This is a genomic window from Christiangramia sp. (assembly GCF_029937855.1).
Lineage (GTDB): Bacteria > Bacteroidota > Bacteroidia > Flavobacteriales > Flavobacteriaceae > Christiangramia.
Genome location: NZ_JAPYPC010000022.1, coordinates 13,566 through 38,312 on the forward strand (window position 1 = coordinate 13,566; position 24,747 = coordinate 38,312).

19 protein-coding genes are annotated in these 24,747 nt (G+C 37.7%); 7 read left to right on the top strand and 12 right to left on the bottom strand.

The window, feature by feature from the left end; translation table 11 throughout:
• Window positions 1–244: 244 nt before the first annotated feature.
• Together Q1K34_RS12020 and Q1K34_RS12025 are read right to left on the bottom strand one after the other, a co-directional pair.
• Window positions 245–2,947 (bottom strand): carboxypeptidase-like regulatory domain-containing protein, encoded by a 2,703-nt coding sequence (locus Q1K34_RS12020; RefSeq protein ID WP_300439057.1) that lies wholly within the window; start codon window positions 2,945–2,947, stop codon window positions 245–247.
• A gap of 56 nt (window positions 2,948–3,003) precedes the next feature.
• On the bottom strand, window positions 3,004–3,825 hold the full coding sequence (locus Q1K34_RS12025) for a GLPGLI family protein (protein WP_300439059.1): 822 nt from the start codon (window positions 3,823–3,825) through the stop codon (window positions 3,004–3,006).
• A 122-nt stretch (window positions 3,826–3,947) separates the two neighbouring features.
• Between Q1K34_RS12025 and Q1K34_RS12030 the strand changes: the two genes are divergently transcribed.
• The 3 genes from Q1K34_RS12030 (at window position 3,948) to Q1K34_RS12040 (ending at window position 7,741) form a co-directional block, all read left to right on the top strand.
• On the top strand, window positions 3,948–5,450 hold the full coding sequence (locus tag Q1K34_RS12030) for a HAMP domain-containing sensor histidine kinase (protein WP_300439171.1): 1,503 nt from the start codon (window positions 3,948–3,950) through the stop codon (window positions 5,448–5,450).
• Window positions 5,443–6,129 carry a response regulator transcription factor gene (locus Q1K34_RS12035; protein ID WP_300439062.1) on the top strand — a complete coding sequence of 229 codons (687 nt, stop codon included), beginning with the start codon at window positions 5,443–5,445 and terminating at the stop codon, window positions 6,127–6,129. Before Q1K34_RS12030 ends, Q1K34_RS12035 begins: the two co-directional genes overlap by 8 nt.
• Window positions 6,130–6,361: 232 nt before the next feature.
• Entirely contained in the window at window positions 6,362–7,741 is a 1,380-nt protein-coding gene (locus tag Q1K34_RS12040) for an alpha-amylase (protein WP_300439065.1), read from the top strand.
• Window positions 7,742–7,863: 122 nt separating this feature from the next.
• Here the strand turns inward: Q1K34_RS12040 and Q1K34_RS12045 are convergent, their stop codons facing one another.
• The 10 genes from Q1K34_RS12045 to Q1K34_RS12090 all read right to left on the bottom strand — a co-directional run bounded on the left by Q1K34_RS12045 (window position 7,864) and on the right by Q1K34_RS12090 (window position 17,696).
• Window positions 7,864–8,664, bottom strand: a complete 801-nt coding sequence (locus Q1K34_RS12045; protein ID WP_300439068.1) for a DUF4138 domain-containing protein — start codon at window positions 8,662–8,664, stop codon at window positions 7,864–7,866.
• Window positions 8,661–9,575, bottom strand: a complete 915-nt coding sequence (gene traM / locus Q1K34_RS12050; protein WP_300439071.1) for a conjugative transposon protein TraM — start codon at window positions 9,573–9,575, stop codon at window positions 8,661–8,663. Before traM ends, Q1K34_RS12045 begins: the two co-directional genes overlap by 4 nt.
• Window positions 9,559–10,176 carry a conjugal transfer protein TraK gene (locus Q1K34_RS12055; RefSeq protein ID WP_300439074.1) on the bottom strand — a complete coding sequence of 206 codons (618 nt, stop codon included), beginning with the start codon at window positions 10,174–10,176 and terminating at the stop codon, window positions 9,559–9,561. The genes traM and Q1K34_RS12055 overlap by 17 nt, the downstream gene beginning before the upstream one ends.
• Window positions 10,177–10,223: 47 nt before the next feature.
• The gene (locus Q1K34_RS12060; protein ID WP_300439077.1) at window positions 10,224–11,048 is read right to left on the bottom strand and encodes a hypothetical protein; all 825 of its coding nucleotides are present in this window, start codon (window positions 11,046–11,048) and stop codon (window positions 10,224–10,226) included.
• 5 nt (window positions 11,049–11,053) lie between these two features.
• Window positions 11,054–11,623, bottom strand: coding sequence for a conjugal transfer protein (locus Q1K34_RS12065; protein WP_300439080.1), 570 nt, complete (start codon window positions 11,621–11,623; stop codon window positions 11,054–11,056).
• Window positions 11,620–14,028 (bottom strand): TraG family conjugative transposon ATPase, encoded by a 2,409-nt coding sequence (locus tag Q1K34_RS12070; protein ID WP_300439083.1) that lies wholly within the window; start codon window positions 14,026–14,028, stop codon window positions 11,620–11,622. The genes Q1K34_RS12065 and Q1K34_RS12070 overlap by 4 nt, the downstream gene beginning before the upstream one ends.
• Window positions 14,012–14,290, bottom strand: coding sequence for a hypothetical protein (locus Q1K34_RS12075; RefSeq protein WP_300439084.1), 279 nt, complete (start codon window positions 14,288–14,290; stop codon window positions 14,012–14,014). Before Q1K34_RS12075 ends, Q1K34_RS12070 begins: the two co-directional genes overlap by 17 nt.
• Window positions 14,290–14,577, bottom strand: a complete 288-nt coding sequence (locus Q1K34_RS12080) for a hypothetical protein (protein WP_300439086.1) — start codon at window positions 14,575–14,577, stop codon at window positions 14,290–14,292. The genes Q1K34_RS12075 and Q1K34_RS12080 overlap by 1 nt, the downstream gene beginning before the upstream one ends.
• Window positions 14,578–15,016: 439 nt before the next feature.
• Window positions 15,017–16,402 (bottom strand): PAS domain-containing sensor histidine kinase, encoded by a 1,386-nt coding sequence (locus Q1K34_RS12085; RefSeq protein WP_367183328.1) that lies wholly within the window; start codon window positions 16,400–16,402, stop codon window positions 15,017–15,019.
• Window positions 16,350–17,696, bottom strand: coding sequence for a sigma-54 dependent transcriptional regulator (locus Q1K34_RS12090; RefSeq protein ID WP_300439089.1), 1,347 nt, complete (start codon window positions 17,694–17,696; stop codon window positions 16,350–16,352). The genes Q1K34_RS12085 and Q1K34_RS12090 overlap by 53 nt, the downstream gene beginning before the upstream one ends.
• A gap of 205 nt (window positions 17,697–17,901) precedes the next feature.
• On the opposite strand from Q1K34_RS12090, the gene Q1K34_RS12095 reads away from it, so the two are divergent.
• The 4 genes from Q1K34_RS12095 to Q1K34_RS12110 are packed head-to-tail and all read left to right on the top strand — an operon-like array spanning window position 17,902 to window position 24,734.
• Window positions 17,902–19,155, top strand: a complete 1,254-nt coding sequence (locus Q1K34_RS12095; RefSeq protein WP_300439092.1) for an HlyD family efflux transporter periplasmic adaptor subunit — start codon at window positions 17,902–17,904, stop codon at window positions 19,153–19,155.
• Between the two features lie 44 nt (window positions 19,156–19,199).
• A complete protein-coding gene (locus Q1K34_RS12100) occupies window positions 19,200–19,889 on the top strand; it encodes an ABC transporter ATP-binding protein (protein ID WP_300439094.1) in 690 nt (229 codons plus the stop codon).
• 31 nt (window positions 19,890–19,920) lie between these two features.
• The gene (locus tag Q1K34_RS12105; RefSeq protein WP_300439097.1) at window positions 19,921–22,302 is read left to right on the top strand and encodes an ABC transporter permease; all 2,382 of its coding nucleotides are present in this window, start codon (window positions 19,921–19,923) and stop codon (window positions 22,300–22,302) included.
• Between the two features lie 14 nt (window positions 22,303–22,316).
• Window positions 22,317–24,734: an ABC transporter permease gene (locus Q1K34_RS12110; protein ID WP_300439100.1), complete on the top strand. Its 2,418-nt coding sequence runs from the start codon at window positions 22,317–22,319 to the stop codon at window positions 24,732–24,734.
• Window positions 24,735–24,747 lie beyond the last annotated feature (13 nt).

A 24,747-nucleotide genomic window follows, 5' to 3' on the forward strand; every position in this document is an offset into this window, starting at 1 on the left:
TGTATCAGAATTGAAATAATTATTATTTGAAATTATTTGCTTTTTCAAGCTTTAAATACTGTTCTTATATATTTAATCTTATCCAAGTCCAAGCAAATCGTAAGGTAAAATATTATAGATGTGGATAAAGGCACTTTATGCATTTTTTCTACTGTACTTTCCTCCTCTTCAAATTTACTATGGAACTTATTTTTAAAGTTTTATAGTCCGTGGTAAGGGGTGGGGCGATTATATAATATATAATTTAGAGGTTATATTTTATCGAAAGCATTAAAATCCGTGGCTGAATGCTATAGCTGCTCGTGATACTAAAATTTTCATTAAAACTATCCCGATTGATTTCCTGTACATTAAGTAGGTTGGAGGTATTCAAACTAAACTCATAGGCACTTCCCTGCTTTTGATAATATAACCTGGCATTTAAAAAAGAATATTTGTTCGCGACCGTGCCCTCCGAATCATAATAATTAAAATAACTATAATCTGCCGTGAAAGTAAAATCATTCAGGAAATTATATTCTATATTGGCAAATGGCCTGTGGGTTAAAAATATGCTTTCTCTATCTCCATTTTTATATGCATTTCTTGAAAAATTATAGCCAATATTAAAATTTGGGGCAGATTTAAAATTTGTTCCCAAACTCAATTCATGATTTTGAGAAAAATTTCTGGTCTCCTTATTTAGATCATTTACCACTGTATTTAGAGTATTAAATGAGATACTGCTTTCCACATCCACGTTCAATTTTCTAAACTTTTTCTGAAAACTTCCATTTGCAGATAAACTTTCATCAATAAAATCGCTATTGATTACAGAAGTCACCTGATTTATATTTTCTAAAAAAGTATTGTTTCTTATTGCATCTATCCTTTTACTGTAGCTTAAGTTACCATACAAACTGGTAAAATTAAACATACTGAGATTTGAATAATTCAAATTAAAGTTATGAAAAATCCCATTTTCCACCTCCCTGTTTCCCCTGAACAACCTGTTATAATTATTGAAAATAAAGCCTTCCGCCACCTTATTAATATCGGCGAAATCGGCGATTTTATCGTAGGTGAAAACTAAACTCTCACTCGCCCGAAATTGAGCTTTCGCATGAAAATTGGGTAAAAGCATATTGTTGTTATTTTTATATCTGCCTTGTAGGTCGCTTAGCGCAGTGTGAAAAGTATGGAGGGTAAAACCTGGGGTGAAGGTGAAAATCCCTGTTTTCAGTTTATACTTTACTCCAAGGAAAATATCGGAAAAGCTATATTTTATATTATTTATAAAATCCTGATCTTCTATATAATTGGTGCTCTCTTCATCTGTAATTTCAAAAATAGATGAATTGAATTCTTGTTTGCTATAGGTACTTCCAAGATTGATATTAATATTACTTAAATCATTTATTATATGGTAATAATCAATTTTAGCATCCAATTTATTGGTTCGTATCAATCTGTTTTGATTAATGTTAAAGCTCGCTTGATCTTCGGTCAAAGGCAGAATGGACTTAAAAGGTTGTAACCCTAAAATCGCATTATAAAAAGGGTCTTCATCCTGATATAAATGTTGAAAATAACCCGCAAAGATATTAGCGGTGTTAAGGGTATAATACGTATTGATATTTTGATTTATGGAAATCGGTGAATTTCTTTTATTTTCTAGAATGGGATTTTTTACGCTTTCATTCTCATTGGAAAATTCAGATATGGTCTCTCCATTTTCTTGTTGTTGAATATTTTTCAGGAAAAAATCATAATCAAGTTGAAAGTTGTTACCGGGTTTATAAACAGTGCTGAATTTGAATAATCCTAACCGGTTTTGTTGATCGTTTATATTAGAAACCGATTCGGTTGCCCCGGTTTGTATATACTTCTTAATAGCATTTTGTATAAATTGGGTTTTATTATCACTGTAGATGGAAAATGCGCTAAAACTAATTTTTTCTGACAATTGGTGCGTGGCATTTGCTGCACCAAAATAGCTTTGTAATTCGTTGGCACGATCGTTTTGGGCCATTAAAAAGCCCAGCCCGCTATCACTGATGTTAAATGAAGTTCCCTCACCCTTATTAAAATTTCTAAATCCTCCAGTAAATCTGAAGTAATCCATAAATGTAAAAGGTACATCCCCTGTATTGTTGCTTTTTCCAATTAAATTCACACTGGTTTCCGGACTGTAATAAAACAACTTGGAACTGCCCAGGTATCTTGTTTTCTCACCGTAACCTACACCGCCTTCAAAATCGCCAAACCAAAAGTTCTCTTTTCCTTCTTTTAATTTAATATTGATGGCAATATTGTCTCCGTCATTTCCCAGACCCCGCATTTGATCCACTTCATTGAAATTTTTCAGAACTTCTACTTTGCTTAAGGCATCGGCAGGAATATTTTCGGTAGCCAGCTTAGAGTCACCGTCAAAAAAATCTTTCCCGTCTATCATTACTTTGGAAACATTTTTACCTTCCACTTTAATACTCCCATTATCATCTATCTGTATTCCGGGTAGCTTTTTAAGTACATCTCCCAGTTTTCTCTCATTGCCGGTTGTAAAAGAATCAGTATTATAAACAATGGTATCTCCCCGAACTACTACCGGCATTTCATATACAAGTTCAACATCATCTAATTGATTTTCATCCGGGTGCAAAATAATTTCCAATACATCCAGTGTAAGATTTTTTGTCAAATCAACTTCAATCGAAACCGGTTTCATACCCAGGTAAGTGACATTGAATAAATAAATAATTTCTGTTGGCAGGGAGATAGAAAATTCCCCTTTATAATTGGTTATGGCATAATCCTGCATACTACCATTTGAGCTTTGTGTAGCTATGATATTGGCCATTTCCAGGCCGTTGCCCAAACTGTCTTTTACAGTCCCCGAAATTTTTACGTTTTGAGCGTTTAAGAAAGTACATAGGAGTAGTGATGAAAACAACAGAAGTTTTTTCATATGATCATTAATATAAGGTTGAAAATCTGAGTTTCTGGTTAGCTTTAAAAAGTAGGTTATTGGCCACTGGAAGTTTTAACCGAAATTATTTTATGTCCATCCTTTGTTCGACCGGAATTTCGTTCTATCCATTCCTTATTTTTTTCCTCCTGAATAGTATTAAATTCCTCTTTCTTCACCACCTTTCCTTTTGAAGGCACTTCTATACTGAATTCTTCTGAAGGATTTATAACAATTTCAGTACATAATAAGGACATTTTATCCTCCTGCACCTCCAGAATTAAACCGGGCAGGCCCCAATAGCCTGCAGGCCCGATGCTAACGGGAATTTCTGGCGTGTACCAGGCGGTGGTGGTTACCTGCTTTTTAGTTTCCTCCATTCCATCTTCTTCGGTATTAAATTTTTGTACTGTCACCTCTCGTGTATGAGTCGCTTTATAAGCTGTATAGCTGCCTATCTTTTTTGTCTCCCTTTCCAGGGTCCAATCCAGAGGTTTTAGGGAATCTTTAATCAAAAAAAGTTTCCCCATAAATTCCGTTTGATTTATATATTTTTTGTCGGCTATATTCCTATACACAATATCATTCCCTCCGGTTATTTTAATTTTAATGCCATTAGATTGAGTTGAAGGAGCATCCAGTTTTTCGTTTTCGGTGTAAATTGATTCTATTCCGTCAAACTTTAGGGTGTAGTCCTTCTGAAATTGACGATTTAATTGCTCCTGAATACTTTTATTTATTTCATTACTTACTTTACTGCTATCCATTTTGATTTCTACATTGCGTTTGGACTTATAAACTGCAATGCCCTGAAATTTTTGACAGAAAATAAATTGGGTGCTAAAAAAAGCAACAAGGATAAAAATGATTGTTTTCATGATGTTAGTTATTATTATTTATAGTTTCAAAGTTGGTAAAAGCAAGGCTTGGATTAGGTTAACTAAGGTTAACGAGTGTTAAGCGTTTTGGAAAAAAGCTTTAAAATATCCTACTTTTGAGTATGCATAACCGCAATTATAAAGCAATACTCTATTTTATAGGGTTGGTGATCTTAGTCACACTTTCCATACAACTTTATTGGAACTACAAAAATTTCCAATCTGGAAAACAACAGTTGATCAATGAAGTACAAACAAGCCTGGACAATGCCATTGATGCTTATTATGTTGATCTTGCCGATAGAAATACGGTAGGATTAACTTTAAATGATGGTGGGGATATTACAAAAAGTAGCCGGTTGGATAGCTTATATAAATTTTTGGACAAATCAAAAACAGATTTAATAAGCAGCCTGGATAGCTTAGATCCTAAAAAATTGGAGGGGCTTAAAATATTCAAAAGCTCCACATTTAACGATACTTCCTATCCAGATTTAAAAAAGTTCACCTTTTCTAGCAAGAATAAAGCTGCTCAGGATAGTCTTTTCGGATCCGTGAAAAAATTAAGATTTCCTAAAGACAGTATTTTTAAATTAGCGTCTAAAGTAATTATATCTATCACCACCGATACCTTACAAATCTCCGATCTAAATAATTTTATAGATGAACAGTTACAACAAAAAAATATAGAAACCGGCTATGGCTATGTTTTCGAAAATAACAGCGGTGACGTCCAGGAACATAATCTCCAAATTAGGGATAATGCAAGTCTTAGCACCACTTCTAAATCAGCTTATTTACCGAAAAAAAGTTCATTTAAATTTTATTTTAACCCCAATACAGGACTTATATTAAAACGTAATATGATGGGTTTACTGCTCTCGGCAATCTTAATGTGTTGCGTAGTAGGTTGTTTATTATTTATGCTCAAAGTTATAAATCGACAAAAGCAATTGGCAGAGATAAAAAATGATTTAATCGGCAATATCACCCATGAGTTTAAAACCCCTATTGCTACCATAAAAGCTGCTTTGGAAGGTATAACCAATTTTAATAAAAATAACGATCCGGTAAAAACCAGGAATTACCTCGAAATTTCCAATGCCCAACTGGGGAAACTACAGATGATGGTAGAAAAATTATTGGAAACCGCCACGTTAGACGGGGATCAACTAAAACTGAAAAAAGAAGAAGTTTCTGTCGATGTATTAGTAAAAGAATTAGTAATGAAACATCAAAGGTTAGCATCAAACAAGAATTTTTATTTGAAGCAGAACCTAAAGAAAACCTGGATACTGGCAGACCCGTTTCATCTGGAAAATGCTTTGAACAATATTCTGGACAATGCTGTAAAATATGGAGGAGATGAGATCAATATTCAACTACAGGATTTTTCTGGAAATATTAAAATTACCATTGAAGATTCTGGAAAAATGCTAACTAAAGAACAGGCTGATAAGGTTTTTGAAAAATTTTACAGGGTTCCGCATGGAAATATGCACGATATAAAAGGCTTTGGAATTGGTCTTTATTATACCTTAAAAGTTATAGAAAAACATCACGGACAAATCCATCTTGAGATTAAACCGAATACTAAATTCACAATTTTCCTGCCTCATGAATAAAAAAATTCAGGTTCTGCTAGCAGAAGATGAACCTTCCTTGGCTCAAATTGTCAAAGAAAGTTTAGAGACCCGGGACTTTCAGGTGATCTGGGCAGACAACGGTCTACTTGCCCTTGAAAAATTTCATCAGCAACAACCGGAAATATTGGTTCTAGATGTGATGATGCCGAAAAAAGACGGATTTACTCTGGCCAAAGAAATCAGAAAAATTAATGACACCATTCCAATTATATTTCTCACTGCTAAATCTCAAACCGAAGACGTGGTAGAAGGCTTTAGTATCGGAGGCAATGACTACCTGAAGAAGCCTTTTAGTATGGAGGAATTGATAGTTAGAATGAATAATCTTCTAAATCGGAAAAAACAACAACTCGAACATGCAATTATTGAAATTGGAGATTATAAATTCGATTTTCCTAAACAAACGCTGCAATATAAAGAAGAGGAGAAAAAATTATTGACCCATCGTGAAGCTCATCTCCTTTTCCACCTCAGTAAGAATAAAAATAAATTACTGGATAGATCTCTAATATTAAATAAACTATGGGGTAATGATGATTTCTTTAGTGCTAGAAGTATGGATGTTTTTATATCAAAACTTCGAAAAAAGCTGGCAAGGGATAAAACCATTCAAATAGTAAATGTTCGCAGTTATGGATATAAGATAATTTATGACTAAAATTTATGTATGATATATTAATAGAAAAAAGGTAGGAGCGCAGTGATTGGTCTAAAGTAAAGAGCTATAACCTGTCCTAAAAAAAATATTATACAAGAATATCAAATTAAAATTACACACTCAAACCAAGAACTTATCAACACTAAAACGTTTTCGTATATGGTATTCTTACTTTATTCGGTTTAAATATGTGAAGTTTTCATAATTTATAAAAAACCTAAATCTATATATTATGAAATTTACAAATTACTTATTGGCACTGGGACTACTATTGGGACTGTTCAGTTCCTGTGAAAAAGCAGAAGTTCCTGGCGAAATTCCGGCAGATGAAATACATTCCGCTATGCCTAAAGAAAAGCACGGAAACTTTTCAAAGGCTCCAATAGGAAGTAAAGTTATGATGCAGGCTTTTTATTGGGATGTTCCGGCCGGGGGCACCTGGTGGGAAACGATTTCCTCAAAAATTCCTTCCTGGAAGAACGCTGGAATCGATGCAATCTGGCTCCCTCCGGCATCAAAAGCACAAAACGGCCCTTTTTCTATGGGATATGATCCTTTTGATTATTATGATTTTGGAGATTATGACCAGATGGGATCTGTTGAAACCAGGTTCGGATCCAGAAATGAATTGGAATCCCTGATTAGTACCGCGCATAATAATAATATTAGCGTCATAGCGGATATTGTATTGAATCATAATAGTGGAGGTGCACTCGAAGACAATCCATTTACCGGAACCTCGACATATACAGATTACGATCCGGCCTCCGGCCTATTTTACAGATCCGCAACAGATTTTCATCCAAACGATTATCATAACAATGATTCAGGAGCTTTTGGTGGTTTTGCGGATTTATGTCATGACAAAGCATACGTGCAGGACTGGCTATGGAATAAAACCAATTCAGTAGCTAAGTACTATAAAAATACTATGGGATTTGACGGGTGGCGATTTGACTATGTAAAAGGCTTTGCCCCCTGGGTGGTGAATGTCTGGACTAATGAAGTTGGTGGTTTTGCCATAGGAGAATTATGGGATGGAAATGCTTCAGTTTTAGAAGCATGGGTAGATCAATCAGGTGCATCTGCATTTGACTTTGCCTGCTATTACCGTATGAAAGATGCATTCGAAGGAAATGATCTGACAAAGCTTCAGGGGGATATGTTATGGAAAAGAAGGCCTACAAAGGCAGTAACTTTTGTAGCCAATCATGATACTGATGAAATTTACAACGGTAAATTACTCGCCTACGCCTACATACTCACTCATGAGGGTTATCCCACTGTCTTTTACAGCGATTACGAAGAATGGCTTGATAAGAATAAACTTAACAACTTAATATGGATTCATAACAATAAAGCGGGAGGCTCAACCTCAATATTGCATGCAGATCAGGATGAATATGTGGCTAGACGAAATGGTAATCCGGGTCTGATAGTTTATATAAATAATAGTAGTTCCAGGAAGGAAAGATGGGTATCTACTAATTGGAATTCTAGTAGAATAAAAGATTTTACCGGAAATTCCGGTTGGGAACCGATAACTCAAGCTGATGGTTGGGTTAAAATAGAAGTGCCGGCTAAAAGCTATTCGATTTGGTCTACCAAATAATTTTAAATCAAAATGAAGAAGTGTATCCTCCTGGGGTTACACTTCTCTTTACTTCATTTCCCTACATTCAAAACCAATATTACCTTAAACGCCTGGCAAGTCTATGGTACTGGGAACTAATACTACAGCATTAATTTTAAATATCTATTGCCTTTTGTCTCAGTCAGCCCTATTTTTAGCTTTTCATTAGAGCCAATGGTAAATTTAGGGTAGGTTATTACAAAATGAAGCTTTTCTGCTTTATGTATTTTTTCCGGAAGCCTGTAGCTATATATTGGTTGAATTATTAATTTTTGAAATGAACTTTTCCTGTTTTTCCTTCCCTGTACTTTATAAAGCTCCACGGTATTAATTTCATAATCAATATTAGAGTTATTTTCAATAGCATATTTTACAAAAACATGATCTCCGTAATGATTGATGGATTTCACTTCCAGTCTTAACCCATATTTTCGTTTCACCTTTATTCTTCCTATGGAAGCCTTAAGGTAATATTTTGAGAGGTTTTTAAAATAACTTTCATTCTTTAAAGCGTAGGTAGACTTACCAAATTCTTTTTCAATGACCGTTTTCCCCTTTAAAGATTTCGGAGGATTTATCTGCTCTTTTGCTGAAATAAAATAATTAAACCTGGAAAGTGTATCCTGATACTTCAGGATATAGGAATAGACACCGCCATCCTCTGTGCGGATTAACAAATTACTATCCAGCCCCGGTTTGCCCTGGAGTAGGCCAAGGCTGTCTGGTGCCGCCACGTTATAGCTAAACACAAAATCCTCCGAACCTGTTACCGCCTGCTCAATTGGTGCGGGCATAATAAAGGCTACGTTCTGATTTTGATTACAATAGATAGTTGCTATTTGCTCCTGCGCAAAACTTATCGCCGTGAAGCATAATACATATCCTAAAATAATTCTTTTCATAATACTGGTTTTAAATAAAGTTGATACTGGTGAAGCACCTTCACCTTTACATTGCGGTTGCTACGCTGGAAAATACTCTTAAGACCGCTAACCTGTGGAACACCTGAAATATTAATATCCTGGATCAGATCATCGATCACTTCCGTGGTCGCCTGACTACGAAAACTGTTTTCGATATAGATACCTTCCTGACCATCTGAAATATCATACGCTTTTAATGCGGTTTTTAAATCTTCAGTGGGATGTATGTTTAGTAAGAGCCGGTTCGCCTTAAAACTGCAGTTCGCATATATAATGCTGTTTTTGGTTAGGGTATCTGATTCATGGATAAAATCCTCGGTAAATCGTAGCTCAAGACGTTGATCTTTTCGCACTACCTGGTTCCCATTTACTTCGGCCCGTATTAATAACTTTCCCGTTGGTGATTGTTGAACATTTTTTTGCTGAGAAGCCAAGAAAAATGAGCGGTGGCCATGACCTATACTAAATACTGGATCTTTTGGCGATATCACAACCAAGGGTGTTTTCACCGTATCCTTCTCCAGGATACTCTTAAACGATTCCAGGTGATAATCTTCTGGCTCCGGACCACTGGCCAAAATACTATCCATTAATTTTATTTTCTCTTTCTCTTCCAGGTAAGGATCATAAAGGCCATCCTTATCGATCAACTTTTCATCATATATACTCGGAGCGATGCCGGATCTTGTTTCTTTTAAATTATCCACCGCCTCCTTCCGGCTCTCATAATCTTTTTGACTCTCCTCCAATAGCGGTACTTTAGGCTGCTCCAGGGTTTCGGTTTCTTCGGAATCCTCACTGAATAACATAAATCCGTAGATCCCGATAAACGTGATTATTAATAGCACCACGATACCGAATACAAATTTTTTCTTATCTAGGTTCATCATTTAATTTTTTTAAACTGTTTTCGAAATAATTAGTAATTAATAATCCATGGGGATTCCTGGGGAAATGACGATCTACCCGGATTAGTTCGCCGCTGGTAACTAATTCATACCGGTCGATAATACTGCCCCGGTTGATCTCAAAATGAACTTTTGTTTTAAAGGCATACGGAGCTTTGGTCATATCAATTTTTGAATCCAGCCTGGTAACTTTTTGCACCAGGGCATATTGCAATAGCCGGTTGTAAACGCCATCCTCCCTTTTCTGCCGATATACTTCATCTACCGACTGGTTGCCCAGCCATAAGGCTTTCTCCAGGTTGGACTCATAATTGCTGGTGTTGAGATCATAAAAATATCGGTGGAACAAATCCAGGTGAGAAAGGCTTTCCACTACCAGGTGTTCCTTTTTATCAGTTAATTTCAATGGTATAACCATTCCATTGCTATCTATCGCAAAAGCTTTATCTAGCATCTCCTGGTATACCTTTCGTACCTGGTATATGGAGATCATACTGCTGGAAAAAGCAATAATGATGACTGATAATACAATAAAGCGGTTTAACCGGAGTACGTTGTAAATATGTGTATAAGGTGTTTTCATATGTTCTAATCGTTAGGTTTATTAAATTTTAAATATCCTCTCTCGGGTTAAGCTGTGAATAATCGAAATGTAAAATTGATCGCTCTATGGTATAATTTGAACTTGAGTAGCAAAATAAAGGCTACGGATCCCAACTGAATCACCGGGGCCAGAATACTGCCGTCCACATCCTCACCTACCAGGTTAGGCCAGAAATTAACATTTATGGCTTCATATAACTGGTTTATAAAAATATTGACTAGGAAAAATGCCGGAACGATCATATAAACGGCAGCGTATAGCTTAAAAAACCGGTAACCCATCTCCCTGAATTTCTCAAATACGGCTAAACTAATCACCAGGGGAAACAACACCTGCATCAGACCCAGGATGAAAAACCGTTCCGCAAGGAACAAGGGATAAATAAAAAGATCCATGATCCATAAGAACAAGCTGAGGATAAAGGCAATCATCTTCATCGGGTAAAATGGGGTGACCAGATACTCATACAACATAGCCAGAGCTTTGCTCCCGGCTTCAATCAGGCTGATATCCTTTTCGACTTCCATATCTTGTAGCTGTAAAGGAACCAGGGCTGGTGCAGTATTACGGAACTGGTTTTCGATGCCCACCAGGATACCATCAAAAACTGCCAGTATTTCCGTAGAAAACACAACCAGCAATACCACCATAAAATTCTTTATTAGCCCTCCCGGGCTTAAGCCCCAGGTATATCCCTCACTACTTACCGCCCCCTCGTGGTATTTTTTAATAATGTTTACCAGGAACAATAAAACTGCCAGGCCTTTCATACCCGCGATTGTGTACTGCGAGAAATCGGTTTCCTTGATCGTATTGAATACGGCATCAATATATTCCAGTCCCAGATCCATTGCTCTTAATATTGGGTCTCACGACTGTTAATGGCCTCGGTGGCTTTGCGAAAATCAATAATGAGCTGATAGCGTCTTTTTTTGAGCTCGATCTCACTGGCCATCTCCCGAGAGCGCATACGCTGCGCCTCTAGAATTTCCAGGCGTTCAGCATCGGTCATATTCAGGTAATTATTGGTGAGTAGCTCTTGCATAAAGCCTAGATCTTCCAGGGCACGAGCTACAAGACTGTTGAAAGAGTCACTTATCCGATCCACTTCATCTGGACGGATATAGGGAGAATTAAGAATATCTCGCAGATCATTCTCCACTGTTTCATAGAGTCGTTGATTATTTTCAATGATTTCCCGTACGGCTTTTAACTGCTTGATGATAGAACTAACCTTTTCGATCCGTTCTTTTTGTTCTTTTAAAAAATTTGCCGCTTTTAAAAGTTGAGAGGTCTGTTTGGCCGATTCGATCAATTGCTGACCAAGAGCCAGGAAATTGGTATTGTCGTATACCGGCATTCCCTGTGCTTTCAAATTGGTAGTACCTGCCATTGCAAGTGCCACCACGAGTATTAGTTTTTTCATGATTTATTGTTTATAAAATGAGTAATTGCTTTTTCCATGGACTTATGCTGTTCATAGAGCGCCATGAGAGTGTCACTTTCTTTTCCGTCGGTGAGATAAGCGGCGTAAACTTCCGGGGATACCTCTAACCTAAAAATGTTGCTTTCTCTGCCGATCTTGATAAACATCTCTGTATATTTCCGCTCTCCTTTTAGATTATTACGAATAGAATTCAATTGGTTAAGATCATGGGCTGACAGGTTTAACCGGCGGTGTAATGCGCCATAACCTTTTTCATTATGCAGGCTATAGATCACCTGAGTGTTTTCCAGAATACTGGCAGCCGTAGAATTATCGGGGAGCTGGTTGATGGATTGTAATATGATGCCGATAGCACCATTTTGTTTTCGGATGGCCTGGTAATAAAACTCTACACTCTCCAATACATTCTCAAACTTCAGTTGTTTGGCGAATTCATCGAACAGTATAATGCCCCGCTCCGATCTGTTCTTCCAGATCGTACGTTGAATGGCAGATTTAATAAGCTTAAGCATAACCGAAAGGATTTCCTTATTATCCTTTACCTCGTCCAACTCGAAGATGATCATTCGTTTGTCCTCCAGTCTATAGGTCTGGTCTTCCTTGTTTTCAAAAAGGAAACTGTAAATTCCACCAGCCCGATACTCGGACATGATATGCAGGAAATGACCCGGATCGAAATATTCTTTTGCAATTGCCAGAGCGTCGGTAAGGTACTCCTGTAATCCTTCTACATATTGGCAAAAGCTTTCCAGGCAATGGGGCCGTTTTTCATCCTGGTAGTAACTGAAAATTATTTTTTTCAGGGCAACCTGCCGCTCCCTGGCGACCTGGAGGCCCGAAGAAGAGAGCTCCAGTAGAAACCCGGTTAGGTCCTCCACCTGCTGCGGGCCCAGGTCATCTGGATGTTGAATATAAAATGGATTAATACCTAAACTTTTGCCCGGCTCATAGCGTAAGATGACATGCTTATCCGGGTAAAGTTTAGCAAATTTGGAATAGGAACCTCCAAGGTCAATGATGACCAGTCTGGTTCCTTCTTCAAAAAACTGGCGAAGGATATTATTGGCCAAAAAAGATTTTCCTTCCCCGGTGGGTGCAAAAATTGCAAAATTACGTGCCTTTATCCTTTTCTTCCCCTCATCCCATACATCCTTCTTCACCGGAATATTGAAAAGCCGGTCATTAAAAAGGATGCCCTCGCTATCGGAGCGATAACTCGTATTGTTGATCCACAGGCAAAGGGCGTGTTTAAGATCGGTGACATACAGATCGTCCTCAGGGAATTCTGTGGAAAAACCGAAAAAGCCCGATAGGAAATACCTGTGCAGGGAAGATCCTGCTGGTTGGTAAGGGATGATATCCAGTTCTTTTAATGCGCCCTTTATACTGCTCAGTGTATTGGATAATTTGTACTGATCCTGCCCCCAACACAACACACTGGTCTGTCCTCTGATGATCCGGGCCTGGTCATCACGACTCACCGTGTCCAGGATAGCTTCGATCTTCTCCAGGATGATCTTATTCTGGGTCCCGAAGTTGATACTCTTTAGCAGTTCTTCCCGCTTTTTATTAAGGGTTCCCAGCCATCGGTTTCGATCATCAAGATAGATCAGTTGATTCACCACATGATCGGTTTGTAGATCCAGCCCTACTCCATCGATAAAACCCTGATGGAAACTGATATCATCGGAAGTGAACCTTGGGTTAATTTTACTGGTATATACGCTATCACCAAAGCACAATTCATTGTTAATGGATAGGATCCCATATAATTTATCGCCAATGGAAAGATCCTTTCCATTCATAATCACGTCGGTATCCGATCCCTCGTTAAACCCATTGAAATAAGCATTGGTAAGACATGTTACCTCAGAATTATTTAATGGCTGCAACCGGAAATTTCCAGAGTTTCCCAAAAAATTTACCGCATCCTTTACCCCCTGCTCAAAAACACCGGCGGCATGATTCAGCTGCCTGGGTATATTTTTAGGAACACCGGTGAATGGATTTCCAGCAGAAGCCTTATTAAAATTTTTATTTTTTGGCCAGCTGAAAAACAGGTAGGATTCATGAGAAAGCATTTCCCTCCCTTCAAAATAGGTTTTGGTAGATCTAGCCAGGAAGGTTTCGCTAGGCAAGTCCTTGGCATTGTAACCTCCCTTTCGATAAATATCCTGCTTATGCACTACAGTACCCGCAGGTAATGTCTTCAATGCCTGAAACCAGGTAGCATGGAGCTTTTCAAAATCCTTTTCAGATAAGGAATAAATCTCAGGAAGCTCCAGCCGATAAGCCATGCAAATATTTCCATTAGCCAAAAAGACCAGGTTTCCTTCCTGGTGAATTATTGGATATTTTGTGCGTAGATTAATCTTTGTAGCCATCGATACCTAATTGTTTATTGGAGAGTAATTCAATTCTTGAACTTACCGTGGAGAATAAAACCCTGGTCTTTGCTCGGAGCAGGAAAATATAAAGCCCCATGTTCCAACCGATAAGCAGAATGATCATGACCAGGTTAAATGAAAAGATGATCAGCAGTAGAGAGGCGATCACAGAGGTCATCTGGACTGCAAAACTCCCTACGGCTAATCCAAAGATCAATGCCTTTTTTCGAATATCGCGATATATAGTAAAGCGCTTCATTAGACAACAATCCCCATTAAATAAGTGAATATCCCAACCACTGCACCGGCGATAAGTACAAAGACCAGCACCCGGGTGATCCCTTTTTTCAGATCAGCATTCTCTCCAAAAAAATGACCGGCATTAAATAGGAAACCGATTAAAAAGATAACCCCCAGAATGATCGGAAAAACCGACCTTATGGTATCAGAAATATCTGCTACTGATTGTTCTATCCCGCCTATCTGTGCGAAGAGCGGGAAGAACGTAAGGGACAAAAAAAGACTCAGGTAGTGTTTGTTTTTCATGGCTGACGGTTTTTGATTAAAAAGTTTTTCTAATCTATAACCGACTAACCAACAAACACTTAAAACATATTACTATTAACAGGAGGCAAGCTTTACTTTTATGGAGTCTACATTAAAACTTTAAATAATTTGCGAATTGAAAAATCAAAAATCACCAATTCATAGCAATTGGATTTATTTGGATTTGTTTCAGGTATTCAGTGGGAAATGTAGTAACAGAAAGTCTATAAATGGACAAAGGGAACAACAATGATCGCATTGAAGTTCCCTTTGATTATCATAATTTCTGACTAGCATTACCTACTCAGTCAACGGGTATATTCTCAGCTCAACTAAATGAAGCACCCCGTATATGATGTTATAAATATAAATAAGATTTAGATAAAAAAGGGGTTTGAATTGAGCTTTATAAATAGTTTAACCATAGCGTTAAAACTATTTAAAAGTTTAAGCTAATTGTTGCTCCCCCATCCAAATTATTGTTGGCTTGAATCTTTCCTCCATGTAATGTCATAATTTGTTTGGATAAGCTCAAGCCTATTCCACTTCCCTCCTTTTTTGTAGTAAAAAACGGCACAAAAGCTGCCTCTTTTATTTCTTCAGAAATACCGATGCCATTATCTTTAACTCTAATAAATAAACGACCATCCATTTTCTTTCCGGCAGAAACCTGCACTTCAGGATGCTTTTGTTCGATACTCGCTTCTATGCCATTTAATATTAGATTAATAAGCACCTGCTCCATAAGATAAGAATCCATCTCAATTTCCAGTCCTTCATCTAAAAGATGGAAGGATAATTTGGCATTCGTATTCTTAAGCTGACTTTGCATTAAATGCTTCAGATCATTAAATAATTCCTTAAGCTTAACCGTCTCTAAATTAAGACTTGTTACTTTATTAAGACTCCGATAGGTTTTGGCAAATTTCAATAAACCTTCACTTCGTTTTTCAATACTGGAGAGTCCGGCATTAAGATCATCTACATCCAGCTTATTTATAGAAGGTTTTTCACGATGCATTTGTACCTGTAACTTAAGTGTATTGGCAAGCGAAGAAATTGGCGCTATTGAATTCATGATCTCATGCGTCATGACACTAAGTAATTTTTTCCAGGCTTCAGATTCTGTTTTATTCAGGGTTTCTTCAATATTATGCACTACCACAAGCTTAAAACTTTTCTCTTCTATACTGAAAATACTATTTGAAAGCAACACCTTAATCGTTTCCCTTTTTACATTAAGATCTACTGTGGTAGGCTTGGAATAAAACTTATTAAACAAAATTTCATATACCTGCGAATTTCTGCTTGAAACAAATTGAATGTTCTTAAAAGAAGGAAAATCAAGTGTATCCTGAAAGGATTCATTAGACCATAGTACCTTTCCACTCTCCGTTTCATAGGCAAGAATTCCTATATCTACCAGTTCGAGTATTTTTTGAAGATAGAGATACTGGGTCTCTTTCTCAGAATTTATCTCTCGAACTACCTGGTTTACGGTATTGAAGCCTTCATAAAATCGTTGAATATCTTTGGTTTTGTTTGCTGTTAAATATCTCCTGGAAAAATCCCTGTATTTTACAGATTCGAAAAAATCATCAATTACTTCAAACCTTTTGCTCAGGAACCTGAAAAATTCATAAACTATAGTAATGAGCACTAACAGAATGATGCTTGTGACTAGATACCAATTCTCAAAAACGCACCATATGCCAACACCAAGGAAAAAAACCAAGATCAAAATCCGAAGGAGGATACCGGTATGATAGGTCTTAAAGGTCATATTTATCCAATCTCCGGTATAATGCGGCCCGGGTAATTCCAAGTTCTTTGGCCGATTTTGAAATATTTCCTTTATTCTTGTCGATCACCGTAAGAATAGTATTTTTTTCAACTGTTTCCAATCGCATATCATGAATTTCTTCAGACTGCAACCGGCTTTCAATAGGAGAAAAAGATAGATCGGTACCTCTAAGCAAATTTGTATCTGCCATGATCACCGCTCGTTCAATAACAAATTGTAATTCCCGTACATTCCCTGGAAATTGATGTTCCTTCAGCTTCTTTAAAAAGCCTGGATCTAATTTAAAAGGGCCTTTATTGTATTTTTCTGAATATAACTCCAGGAAATGATGGGTAAGAAGCGTGATATCTGTACCCCTTTCTCGAAGCGGAGGGATGATAAGATCTACCGTATTGATACGATAAACAAGATCTTTTCTGAATTTGCTTTCATCGGATAGTTCTAAAATATCCAGATTCGTCGCGCAGATAAGCCGGATATCAACAGGGATATTTTCATTAGATCCCAGCGGTGTAATATGTCTGTTTTGCAAGACAGTTAGCAACCTGGCCTGTTGCCTTAAACTAATATTCCCTATTTCATCTAGAAACAAAGTACCTCCGTTTGCGGCTTCAAAACGACCTTTCCTATCCTCTCGGGCATCTGTAAATGCGCCTTTCTTATATCCAAAAAGCTCACTTTCAAATAAGGAAGACGTGAGGGCACCAACGTCAACTTTAACGAACGGTTTGTTTTTGCGATTGGAATTTTCATGGATTGCTTTCGCCACAAGATCCTTCCCGGTACCATTTTCTCCTAAGATCAGGATATTTGCATCGGTAGGGGCCACCTTTTCAATTTTTGAAAATACCTGCTGAATCTCTTCGCTTTCACCAATAATCTTAGTGCCTTCAAAACGCGGCTTTGCAGATTTTGATCCATTCTTTCTTTTAACCTGCACCATCTCGCGGATGGATTCTATCACTTTTTGGTTCTGCCAGGGTTTTACTATAAAATCTGATGCCCCCTCTTTTAAAGACCTTATAGCAAGATCTATATCACCATAGGCGGTGATGAGGATTACATCGGTATCTGGAACAATATTTTTTATTTTATTAAGCCAGAAAATACCTTCATTCCCGGTATTCACCAGGCCATTGAAATTCATATCCAGAATGACCACATCAAATTTCTTTGTTGAAATTAAGGAAATTAGATTTCCAGGGTTCTTTTCCGTTGCAATTTCAGCAACAAAAGGTTTCAGTAATAAACGTAAAGCAGTGAGCACATCTGCATCGTCATCTATTGCAAGTATTTTAGCATCTTTGAGCTGCATGACACAATATTACGATTTTCTTTAAAGGCTGGTCAAGTTTCAAATGCAGAAATAATTCGATTTATAAAATTGTATTGTAATCGAACAGCAAGTGTATCAAAACCGAACACTCACCGCACATCATTACAATGTAAAACATTGAATACCATTCATTTATAACTGTGGCACTATATTGCCTTTTAACTAACCGGAAATAAAAATTTACATGGATATACCTTTAGAAAAGAAACGATTCACACCTAAGAGAATAGCAATTATTGCCGGAATTGTCATTATTGCAAGCCTCATAATTTTTGTTCTATTCTCCTCTACTGGCAACTCCAAACTCAATGTTGAAAAAGAACGGATCACTATAAGTGAAGTTCAAAAAGGCAATTTCCAGGAGAATATCCCAGTAAATGGTGTCGTGCTTCCTATTAAAACAATCTATCTTGATGCAATGGAAGGTGGTCGTGTGGAAGAGCGTTTTGTCGAAGATGGTGCGATGATGGAAAAAGGAGAGCCCATTATAAGATTATCCAACACAGATCTTGAACTAAGTCTGGTAAACCAGGAAACGCAAGTATATAATTTACTTACACAGATACAGAGGACTCAAAACGCATCAAGACAAAATACAATTAATAGGCTGAACCAGTTGACCGATGTAAAAAATAGTTTAAAGGAAGCCAAACGGATATACGAATTGAATTCTAAATTATACAAAAAAGGGGCAATTGGGAGACAGGATTACGAGGAATCAAAAAATAATTATAATTATCAGCAGGAACGCCTGGATCTTACTCAGAAAGTCCTGGAACAGGATTCGATTTCTTCTAAATTGGAAACCGGACAGGCTCAGGAATCTTATAATAGAACCAAAAAAGCCTTGGAGTTGATGCGCAGAAAAGTGGGTGACCTGGTTGTAAAAGCACCGGTTGATGGGCAGCTTACCGCATTGGATGCGGAAATCGGCCAGTCAAAATCAAAAGGTGAACGACTGGGCCAGATAGATGTAGTATCCGGTTATAAAGTTCGTGCCGAAATCGATGAGCATTATATTTCAAGGATTTTCAACGGGCAGCGTGGAACTTTTAATTTTAACGGTAAAGAATATGATTTGGAAATCAAAAAAGTCTTTACCCAGGTTTCAAATGGGCGGTTTCAGGTGGACATGCATTTTGTGGAAGAAGTGCCGGAAAATATACGGCGTGGGCAGAGTCTCCAGATTAAACTGGCACTAAGCCAGGAAAAAGAAGCCATTTTGGTTTCCAAGGGAGGATTTTTTCAGCAAACCGGTGGAAACTGGATTTTTAAAATAAATGAGGACGAGGAAACTGCATATAAAACCTCGATTCGTTTAGGTAGCCAGAACACTGAATATTATGAAGTTTTAGAAGGAATCAATCCCGGGGACCGGGTAATTACGTCGAGTTATTCAAATTTTGGAGATATTGACGAACTTGTCATCAACGAATAAAACATCATCACTCATTCATCAAAAAACGGACAAATACTTTTAAAATGATAAAGATCACCAACTTAGAAAAATACTATAAAACCGAAGAAGTACAAACCATTGCGCTTAATAAGCTTTCTTTTGAAGTAAAAGAAGGAGAATTTGCGGCTATTATGGGACCATCCGGGTGTGGAAAATCAACCTTATTAAATATTCTTGGAATGCTGGATGATCCTGATGGCGGAAGTTATCTTTTCAACGGAACTGAAGTCGCTGGCTTTAATGAGCGCCAGAGAGCGAAACTTAGAAAGCACAATATTGGTTTTGTTTTCCAGAGTTTCAACCTTATTGATGAACTGAGTGTTTTTGAAAATGTAGAGCTTCCGCTTATCTATACCGGGGTAAAACCCGCTGAACGAAAAGAGCGTGTACATGAGGTGTTGGAAAAAATGCAGATTATGCATCGCAGAAAACATTTTCCGCAGCAGTTATCGGGAGGACAGCAACAGCGAGTTGCTGTAGCCAGAGCCGTGGTAAATAACCCAAAGATCATCCTTGCCGATGAACCTACGGGTAACCTGGACAGCAGCAACGGGAATGAAGTCATGGACCTACTTACAGAACTCAACGAAGCGGGAACTACCATCATCATGGTAACCCACAGCGAACACGACGCCAAATTCAGCCACCGAATCATCAGGATGCTGGATGGGCAAAAAGTAACAGAGAATTTGCTGGCTGAATTTAAAAGTTAACGAAGGTCATTCATCAATCAAAAACGATCAAATGTTCAAAAACTATTTTAAAATAGCGTGGCGGAGTATCTGGAAAAACAGTCTTTACAGCAGTCTTAACATCATAGGTCTTAGTTTTGGTCTTGCAAGCGTCATGACGCTCATCTTTGTAATCTATGCTTATTACGATGCAGATGCTGTATTGAAAAATAAGGAACAGCTCTATTATCTGCAGAGTGTCTCCACGGATGGGGAAACTTATATGCAAACCACTTATCCACTTCTTGGGGAAATTGTAAAAAACTCTCCGGAAATTGAGGCAGCTACTCACATTCAGGGATGGAATTCACCCAAATTCAGCTTTCAGGATAAAAAATTATGGGGAAATACAAGGTATGTAGACACCAGTTTTTTTCAGGTTTTTACACTTCCTTTGAAATATGGTGATCCTGAAACTGCACTAGACGAAAAATTTTCGGTAGTAATTTCCGAAGATAAATCGCAGCAGCTATTTGGTGATTCCAACCCTATGGGAAAGACTATACAGGCAGATGACAGCATCAACCTCACGGTTACCGGTGTTCTGGAGCCTTTATCAAATTACGCTTCTATTGATGCCGATATTCTTCTAAATACTTCCCTTTTAATGGATCAACCGGGGTTTAGTGAAAATGCAAACTGGTATAATTCTTTTGCGGAAAACTATATAAAGCTCAAAAAAGATAGCGATATTCCAAAACTTGAGAACAGAATCAAAGATCTCGTTTTCCTGAATTATGCCGAGCCTTCCGATCTAAAAATGATTCAGGCACAAAGCTTTTCAAATTTACGAGAGGCAAATAATCCGATGGTGGGAACCATACTAACCGGCGCCTTTGCCACTGCCTTTTTTGTATTATTGATCGTATTGGTAAATCTCCTAAACTTGAATACTTCCATCATATACAGCAGGACGAAAGAAATTGCCATTAGAAAAATAACCGGGGGCCGAAAAAGAGATCTCCTTATACGCTTTTGTATAGAAAATGGCCTTATCGTATTTATCTCTATGATAATGGGCCTGCTTCTTTTTAAGATTATACTGCTTCCCGGCCTTAATGAAATTATAGGAAACCAATTTGGTACTGTCCATTTCGATTTTATAAATGATCTTGATGTCCTGTTAATTTTTATAGGCTTAGGAATCGTAATAAGTCTCATAGCTGGAATACTGCCATCTTTAAAATTTGTTTCCATTCCCGTGGCAACTGCCATAAAAGGAAAACTGAACTTTTCAGGTAAAAACTTATTCGTTAGAAACACCTTCATCACAATACAGTTTGCGCTGGCGATCATTTTTATTTGTATGGCTTTGGTGCTAAATCGCCAGATTGATTTCATGAAAAATTCACCCCTGGGCTTCAATGAAAACAACGTAAGCCTCATTCCTCTCAATTTGGAGATACATGATCAGAAAACTGCAGGTGCCCATTTTAATTCAATTTTGAATAAGTTAAGGATGAATCCTTATGTAAAGGGTATTTCAACCACATCCATGATTCCTTCAGCCTATCACTATAACTATAATACTTATTACGAGCCTGAAACGGGGCAGGAGGTCAAACTACGGCATACCGGTGCAGATGTAGGTTACGTTGAAACCTATCAAATTTCATTAGCCGAAGGTGAAAATTTCAGAAATGAAAATTATGATAAGGAGTCACCCTCGATTATGATCAATCAGAAAGCTATGGAAGCTTTGGGTTGGAAATCTATAAAAAATAAATATTTAAAGGAAAAAAATGGCGATGCAATTTACAATGTTGTGGGGGTTATGGAGGATTTTCATTATCAAGACATGCAACGTAAAATCGAACCGCTGCTCCATTGGAATACGAACGAACCGAGGCTTGAAGGGAATAGTTACCTAAGCATAAGAATAGATCCCGCTCACAAGACAGCAATTCTTAATGATCTAAAAAATGAGATCAAAAACGCATTTCCGGAAAGCGAAATTGAAAGCTTTGATATCAAGGAAAAATTAAGCGCCCAGTACACCCTGATCGAAGGTATTTTGAAAACTGTAAATTATGTGGCTTTTCTCGCAATAATCATTTCCTGCCTGGGAATGTTCGGACTTATTTCCCTTATCGCAAAGAAACGTGTGAAGGAAATTGGAATACGAAAAACTCTAGGAGCTAGTGCAAAAAAGATCGTATTCCTGCTTTCAAAAGATTTCATCAAACTGGTGCTTATCTCAGCTCTACTGGCATTACCACTTACCTGGTTATTAATGACTGTCTGGTTACAAGATTTTGCCTATCGTATTGATCTTCACTGGTGGATTTTCGCGGCCGGTGGGATAATCGCACTTGCTATTACATCTGCCACCGTTGGCTTTCAAGCCATTAAAGCAGCATTAGCTAACCCTGTAAAATCTTTAAGAACAGAATAATCAAATCCTTCATCATGATCAGGAACTATTTAAAAATAGCTTTACGAAATCTCTGGAAAGAAAAAACCTTTACCGGACTGAATGTTATTGGTCTTACAGTAGCCTTTGGAGTAGCATTCCTGTTATGCGCTTATGCACTTTTTGAACTTTCCTATGATCAATTCCACGAAAACAAGGATTCTATTTATCAGGTGTATACCAACCAGGAAACACCACAAGGGACCGAATCCAGCGATTCCAATCCGGTCCCTTTTGCAGCAGCCTTACAATCTGAAGTTCCAGGGGTTAAAAAAATTTCGCGGTATACCAGCGGTGGCCCTGCGGTAAGATATAATGATAAAACTTTTAGAATTAGTGCTGTTTGGGTGGATCCAGATTTTTTTGATATGTTCACATTTCCCGTTATTCAGGGGAAAAGCGAAAACCCTCTTTCCGAAAAGACCTCTATGGCCCTTACAGAGGAAACCGCAGCCCGCCTCTTCGGCGATGAGAATCCACTGGGTAAAACACTGGAGCTTCAACAAAATGGGGAACAGGTTCCTGTTACAGTTACAGCCGTTCTGGAAAATTATCCTGCTTCCAGTTCCATAGGTTTCGAAGCAGTCTTTAACTTTAAAAACCTACCAAACAGAGTATATGCAGATAATATAGATCGGTGGGACAAGCACAATCATAACGTGTACCTACAGCTTGATAATAGTATTTCTATTGAACAGTTTGAAAATTCAACCAAAACTTTTTCTGAATTACATTTCGCCAATGACATAAACAATGCAAAAAGGGATGGTGCGCAGGCCAATCCTGATGGAAATTATCGACAAATAAAGTTACTTCCTGTACCCGACCGCAGTTTTGTGAGCATTGAGAAAGGGGTATTGAGCGTAAGCAAAACTTTGCAATACCTGATTTTGGCAATTGCCTTGCTGATTTTATTTATTGCCAGTGTGAATTTTATAAATATGAGCATTGCCAAAGGTGCCAACCGTTTACGCGAAATAGGAATGCGTAAGACCCTGGGTGCGGGCAAAAGTCAATTATTCTTGCAATTTTGGGGAGAAAGTCTCATAATATTTATGATTTCAATAGTACTGGGTGCTTTACTTGCTTCGGCCTTGTTAAAACCATTTCAGGATTTATTCAGGACCGAAGCTTCATTGCAGGTCATACTCCATCCAGGTAACATTTTAGTCCTTTCTCTAAGCCTTTTACTTATTACATTCATCGCTGGCGGTTATCCTGCTTTGTTAATGAGCAAACTGGGAATATTGCAAGCCTTAAAAGGCAAAATGAAGGCGACCGGCAAAAATAAGGTTCGAGACGTATTAATAATTATACAGTTTAGTATAGCAATTGTGTTGATCAGTGGAACGCTTGTTCTCTGGAATCAGTTGGAATTTATGCGGTCTAAGGAGCTTGGGTTTAATAAAGAGCAGGTTATTTCTTTACCTATAAGCAGTTCGAAAAGTGATAAGCAAATTCTACAACTCCTTCGCGATGAACTGCAAACCAATCCAAATATTCTTAGTGTTTCGGCCTCGAATAATATTTTGGGTATGGGTAAAGATAGGACTTCGATGACCAGTGTGATGGGATTCGAATACCAGGGCCGCGAGGTAAAAACAAATATACTCGCAGTAGATTATGATTATACAGAGACATTGAATATAAATGTTTTAGAGGGCCGAACATTCAGCCGGAATTATGCAGCTGATAGTTTATCTGTTGTTATCAATGAGTCTATGGCAAAACAATTTACTGAAGAAAATCCGCTCGAAATTAATCTTAATATAGATGACAAGCTATTCAAAGTTATAGGCGTAATAGAAGATTTCCATTTTCAAGATCTTAATAAAGAAATTGAGCCCCTCAGCCTTTTCATGAATCAAAGCAGTGCATTGCGATATGCCTATATAAAAGTCAAACCAGGAAACCTTTCCGGAGCCTACGACGAGATAAAATCGACATGGAATAAAATTGAACCTGAACGGGAATTTTTAGGTTCTTTCCTGGATGAAAATATTGACCGTACCCTCATGAAAGAACGTACGATGACCACTATGATAAGCAGTGGTTCCATCCTCGCGATTATGTTAAGCTGTATAGGCCTTTTTGCTATATCATTACTGGTCGTATCACAAAGACGTAAAGAAATTGGAATTAGAAAAGTCGTCGGTGCCAGTGTGGGTAAGATCACCCTGATGCTAACCTCAGATTTTCTAAAACTCGTTGGGATTGCATTTTTGATCGCTACCCCAATTGCCTGGTATTTCAGTAGGGAATGGCTACAAAATTATCCCTATCGGATCGATCTGAATATCTGGATCTTCCTTTTCGCGGGTATCATCGCTATAGGAATTGCCATTTTCACCATCAGTTTCAGGACGATCAAGGCAGCCATTCAGAACCCGGTTAAAAGTTTAAGAACTGAATAATCCAGACCTAAAA

What these genes read in the sequence shown, in the direction of transcription:
- Q1K34_RS12020 (WP_300439057.1), bottom strand. Translation starts at nt 2,947, where the DNA reads ATGAAAAAACTTCTGTTGTTTTCATCACTACTCCTATGTACTTTCTTA.
- Q1K34_RS12025 (WP_300439059.1), bottom strand. Translation starts at nt 3,825, where the DNA reads ATGAAAACAATCATTTTTATCCTTGTTGCTTTTTTTAGCACCCAATTT.
- Q1K34_RS12030 (WP_300439171.1), top strand. Translation starts at nt 3,948, where the DNA reads ATGCATAACCGCAATTATAAAGCAATACTCTATTTTATAGGGTTGGTG.
- Q1K34_RS12035 (WP_300439062.1), top strand. Translation starts at nt 5,443, where the DNA reads ATGAATAAAAAAATTCAGGTTCTGCTAGCAGAAGATGAACCTTCCTTG.
- Q1K34_RS12040 (WP_300439065.1), top strand. Translation starts at nt 6,362, where the DNA reads ATGAAATTTACAAATTACTTATTGGCACTGGGACTACTATTGGGACTG.
- Q1K34_RS12045 (WP_300439068.1), bottom strand. Translation starts at nt 8,664, where the DNA reads ATGAAAAGAATTATTTTAGGATATGTATTATGCTTCACGGCGATAAGT.
- traM (WP_300439071.1), bottom strand. Translation starts at nt 9,575, where the DNA reads ATGATGAACCTAGATAAGAAAAAATTTGTATTCGGTATCGTGGTGCTA.
- Q1K34_RS12055 (WP_300439074.1), bottom strand. Translation starts at nt 10,176, where the DNA reads ATGAAAACACCTTATACACATATTTACAACGTACTCCGGTTAAACCGC.
- Q1K34_RS12060 (WP_300439077.1), bottom strand. Translation starts at nt 11,048, where the DNA reads ATGGATCTGGGACTGGAATATATTGATGCCGTATTCAATACGATCAAG.
- Q1K34_RS12065 (WP_300439080.1), bottom strand. Translation starts at nt 11,623, where the DNA reads ATGAAAAAACTAATACTCGTGGTGGCACTTGCAATGGCAGGTACTACC.
- Q1K34_RS12070 (WP_300439083.1), bottom strand. Translation starts at nt 14,028, where the DNA reads ATGGCTACAAAGATTAATCTACGCACAAAATATCCAATAATTCACCAG.
- Q1K34_RS12075 (WP_300439084.1), bottom strand. Translation starts at nt 14,290, where the DNA reads ATGAAGCGCTTTACTATATATCGCGATATTCGAAAAAAGGCATTGATC.
- Q1K34_RS12080 (WP_300439086.1), bottom strand. Translation starts at nt 14,577, where the DNA reads ATGAAAAACAAACACTACCTGAGTCTTTTTTTGTCCCTTACGTTCTTC.
- Q1K34_RS12090 (WP_300439089.1), bottom strand. Translation starts at nt 17,696, where the DNA reads ATGCAGCTCAAAGATGCTAAAATACTTGCAATAGATGACGATGCAGAT.
- Q1K34_RS12095 (WP_300439092.1), top strand. Translation starts at nt 17,902, where the DNA reads ATGGATATACCTTTAGAAAAGAAACGATTCACACCTAAGAGAATAGCA.
- Q1K34_RS12100 (WP_300439094.1), top strand. Translation starts at nt 19,200, where the DNA reads ATGATAAAGATCACCAACTTAGAAAAATACTATAAAACCGAAGAAGTA.
- Q1K34_RS12105 (WP_300439097.1), top strand. Translation starts at nt 19,921, where the DNA reads ATGTTCAAAAACTATTTTAAAATAGCGTGGCGGAGTATCTGGAAAAAC.
- Q1K34_RS12110 (WP_300439100.1), top strand. Translation starts at nt 22,317, where the DNA reads ATGATCAGGAACTATTTAAAAATAGCTTTACGAAATCTCTGGAAAGAA.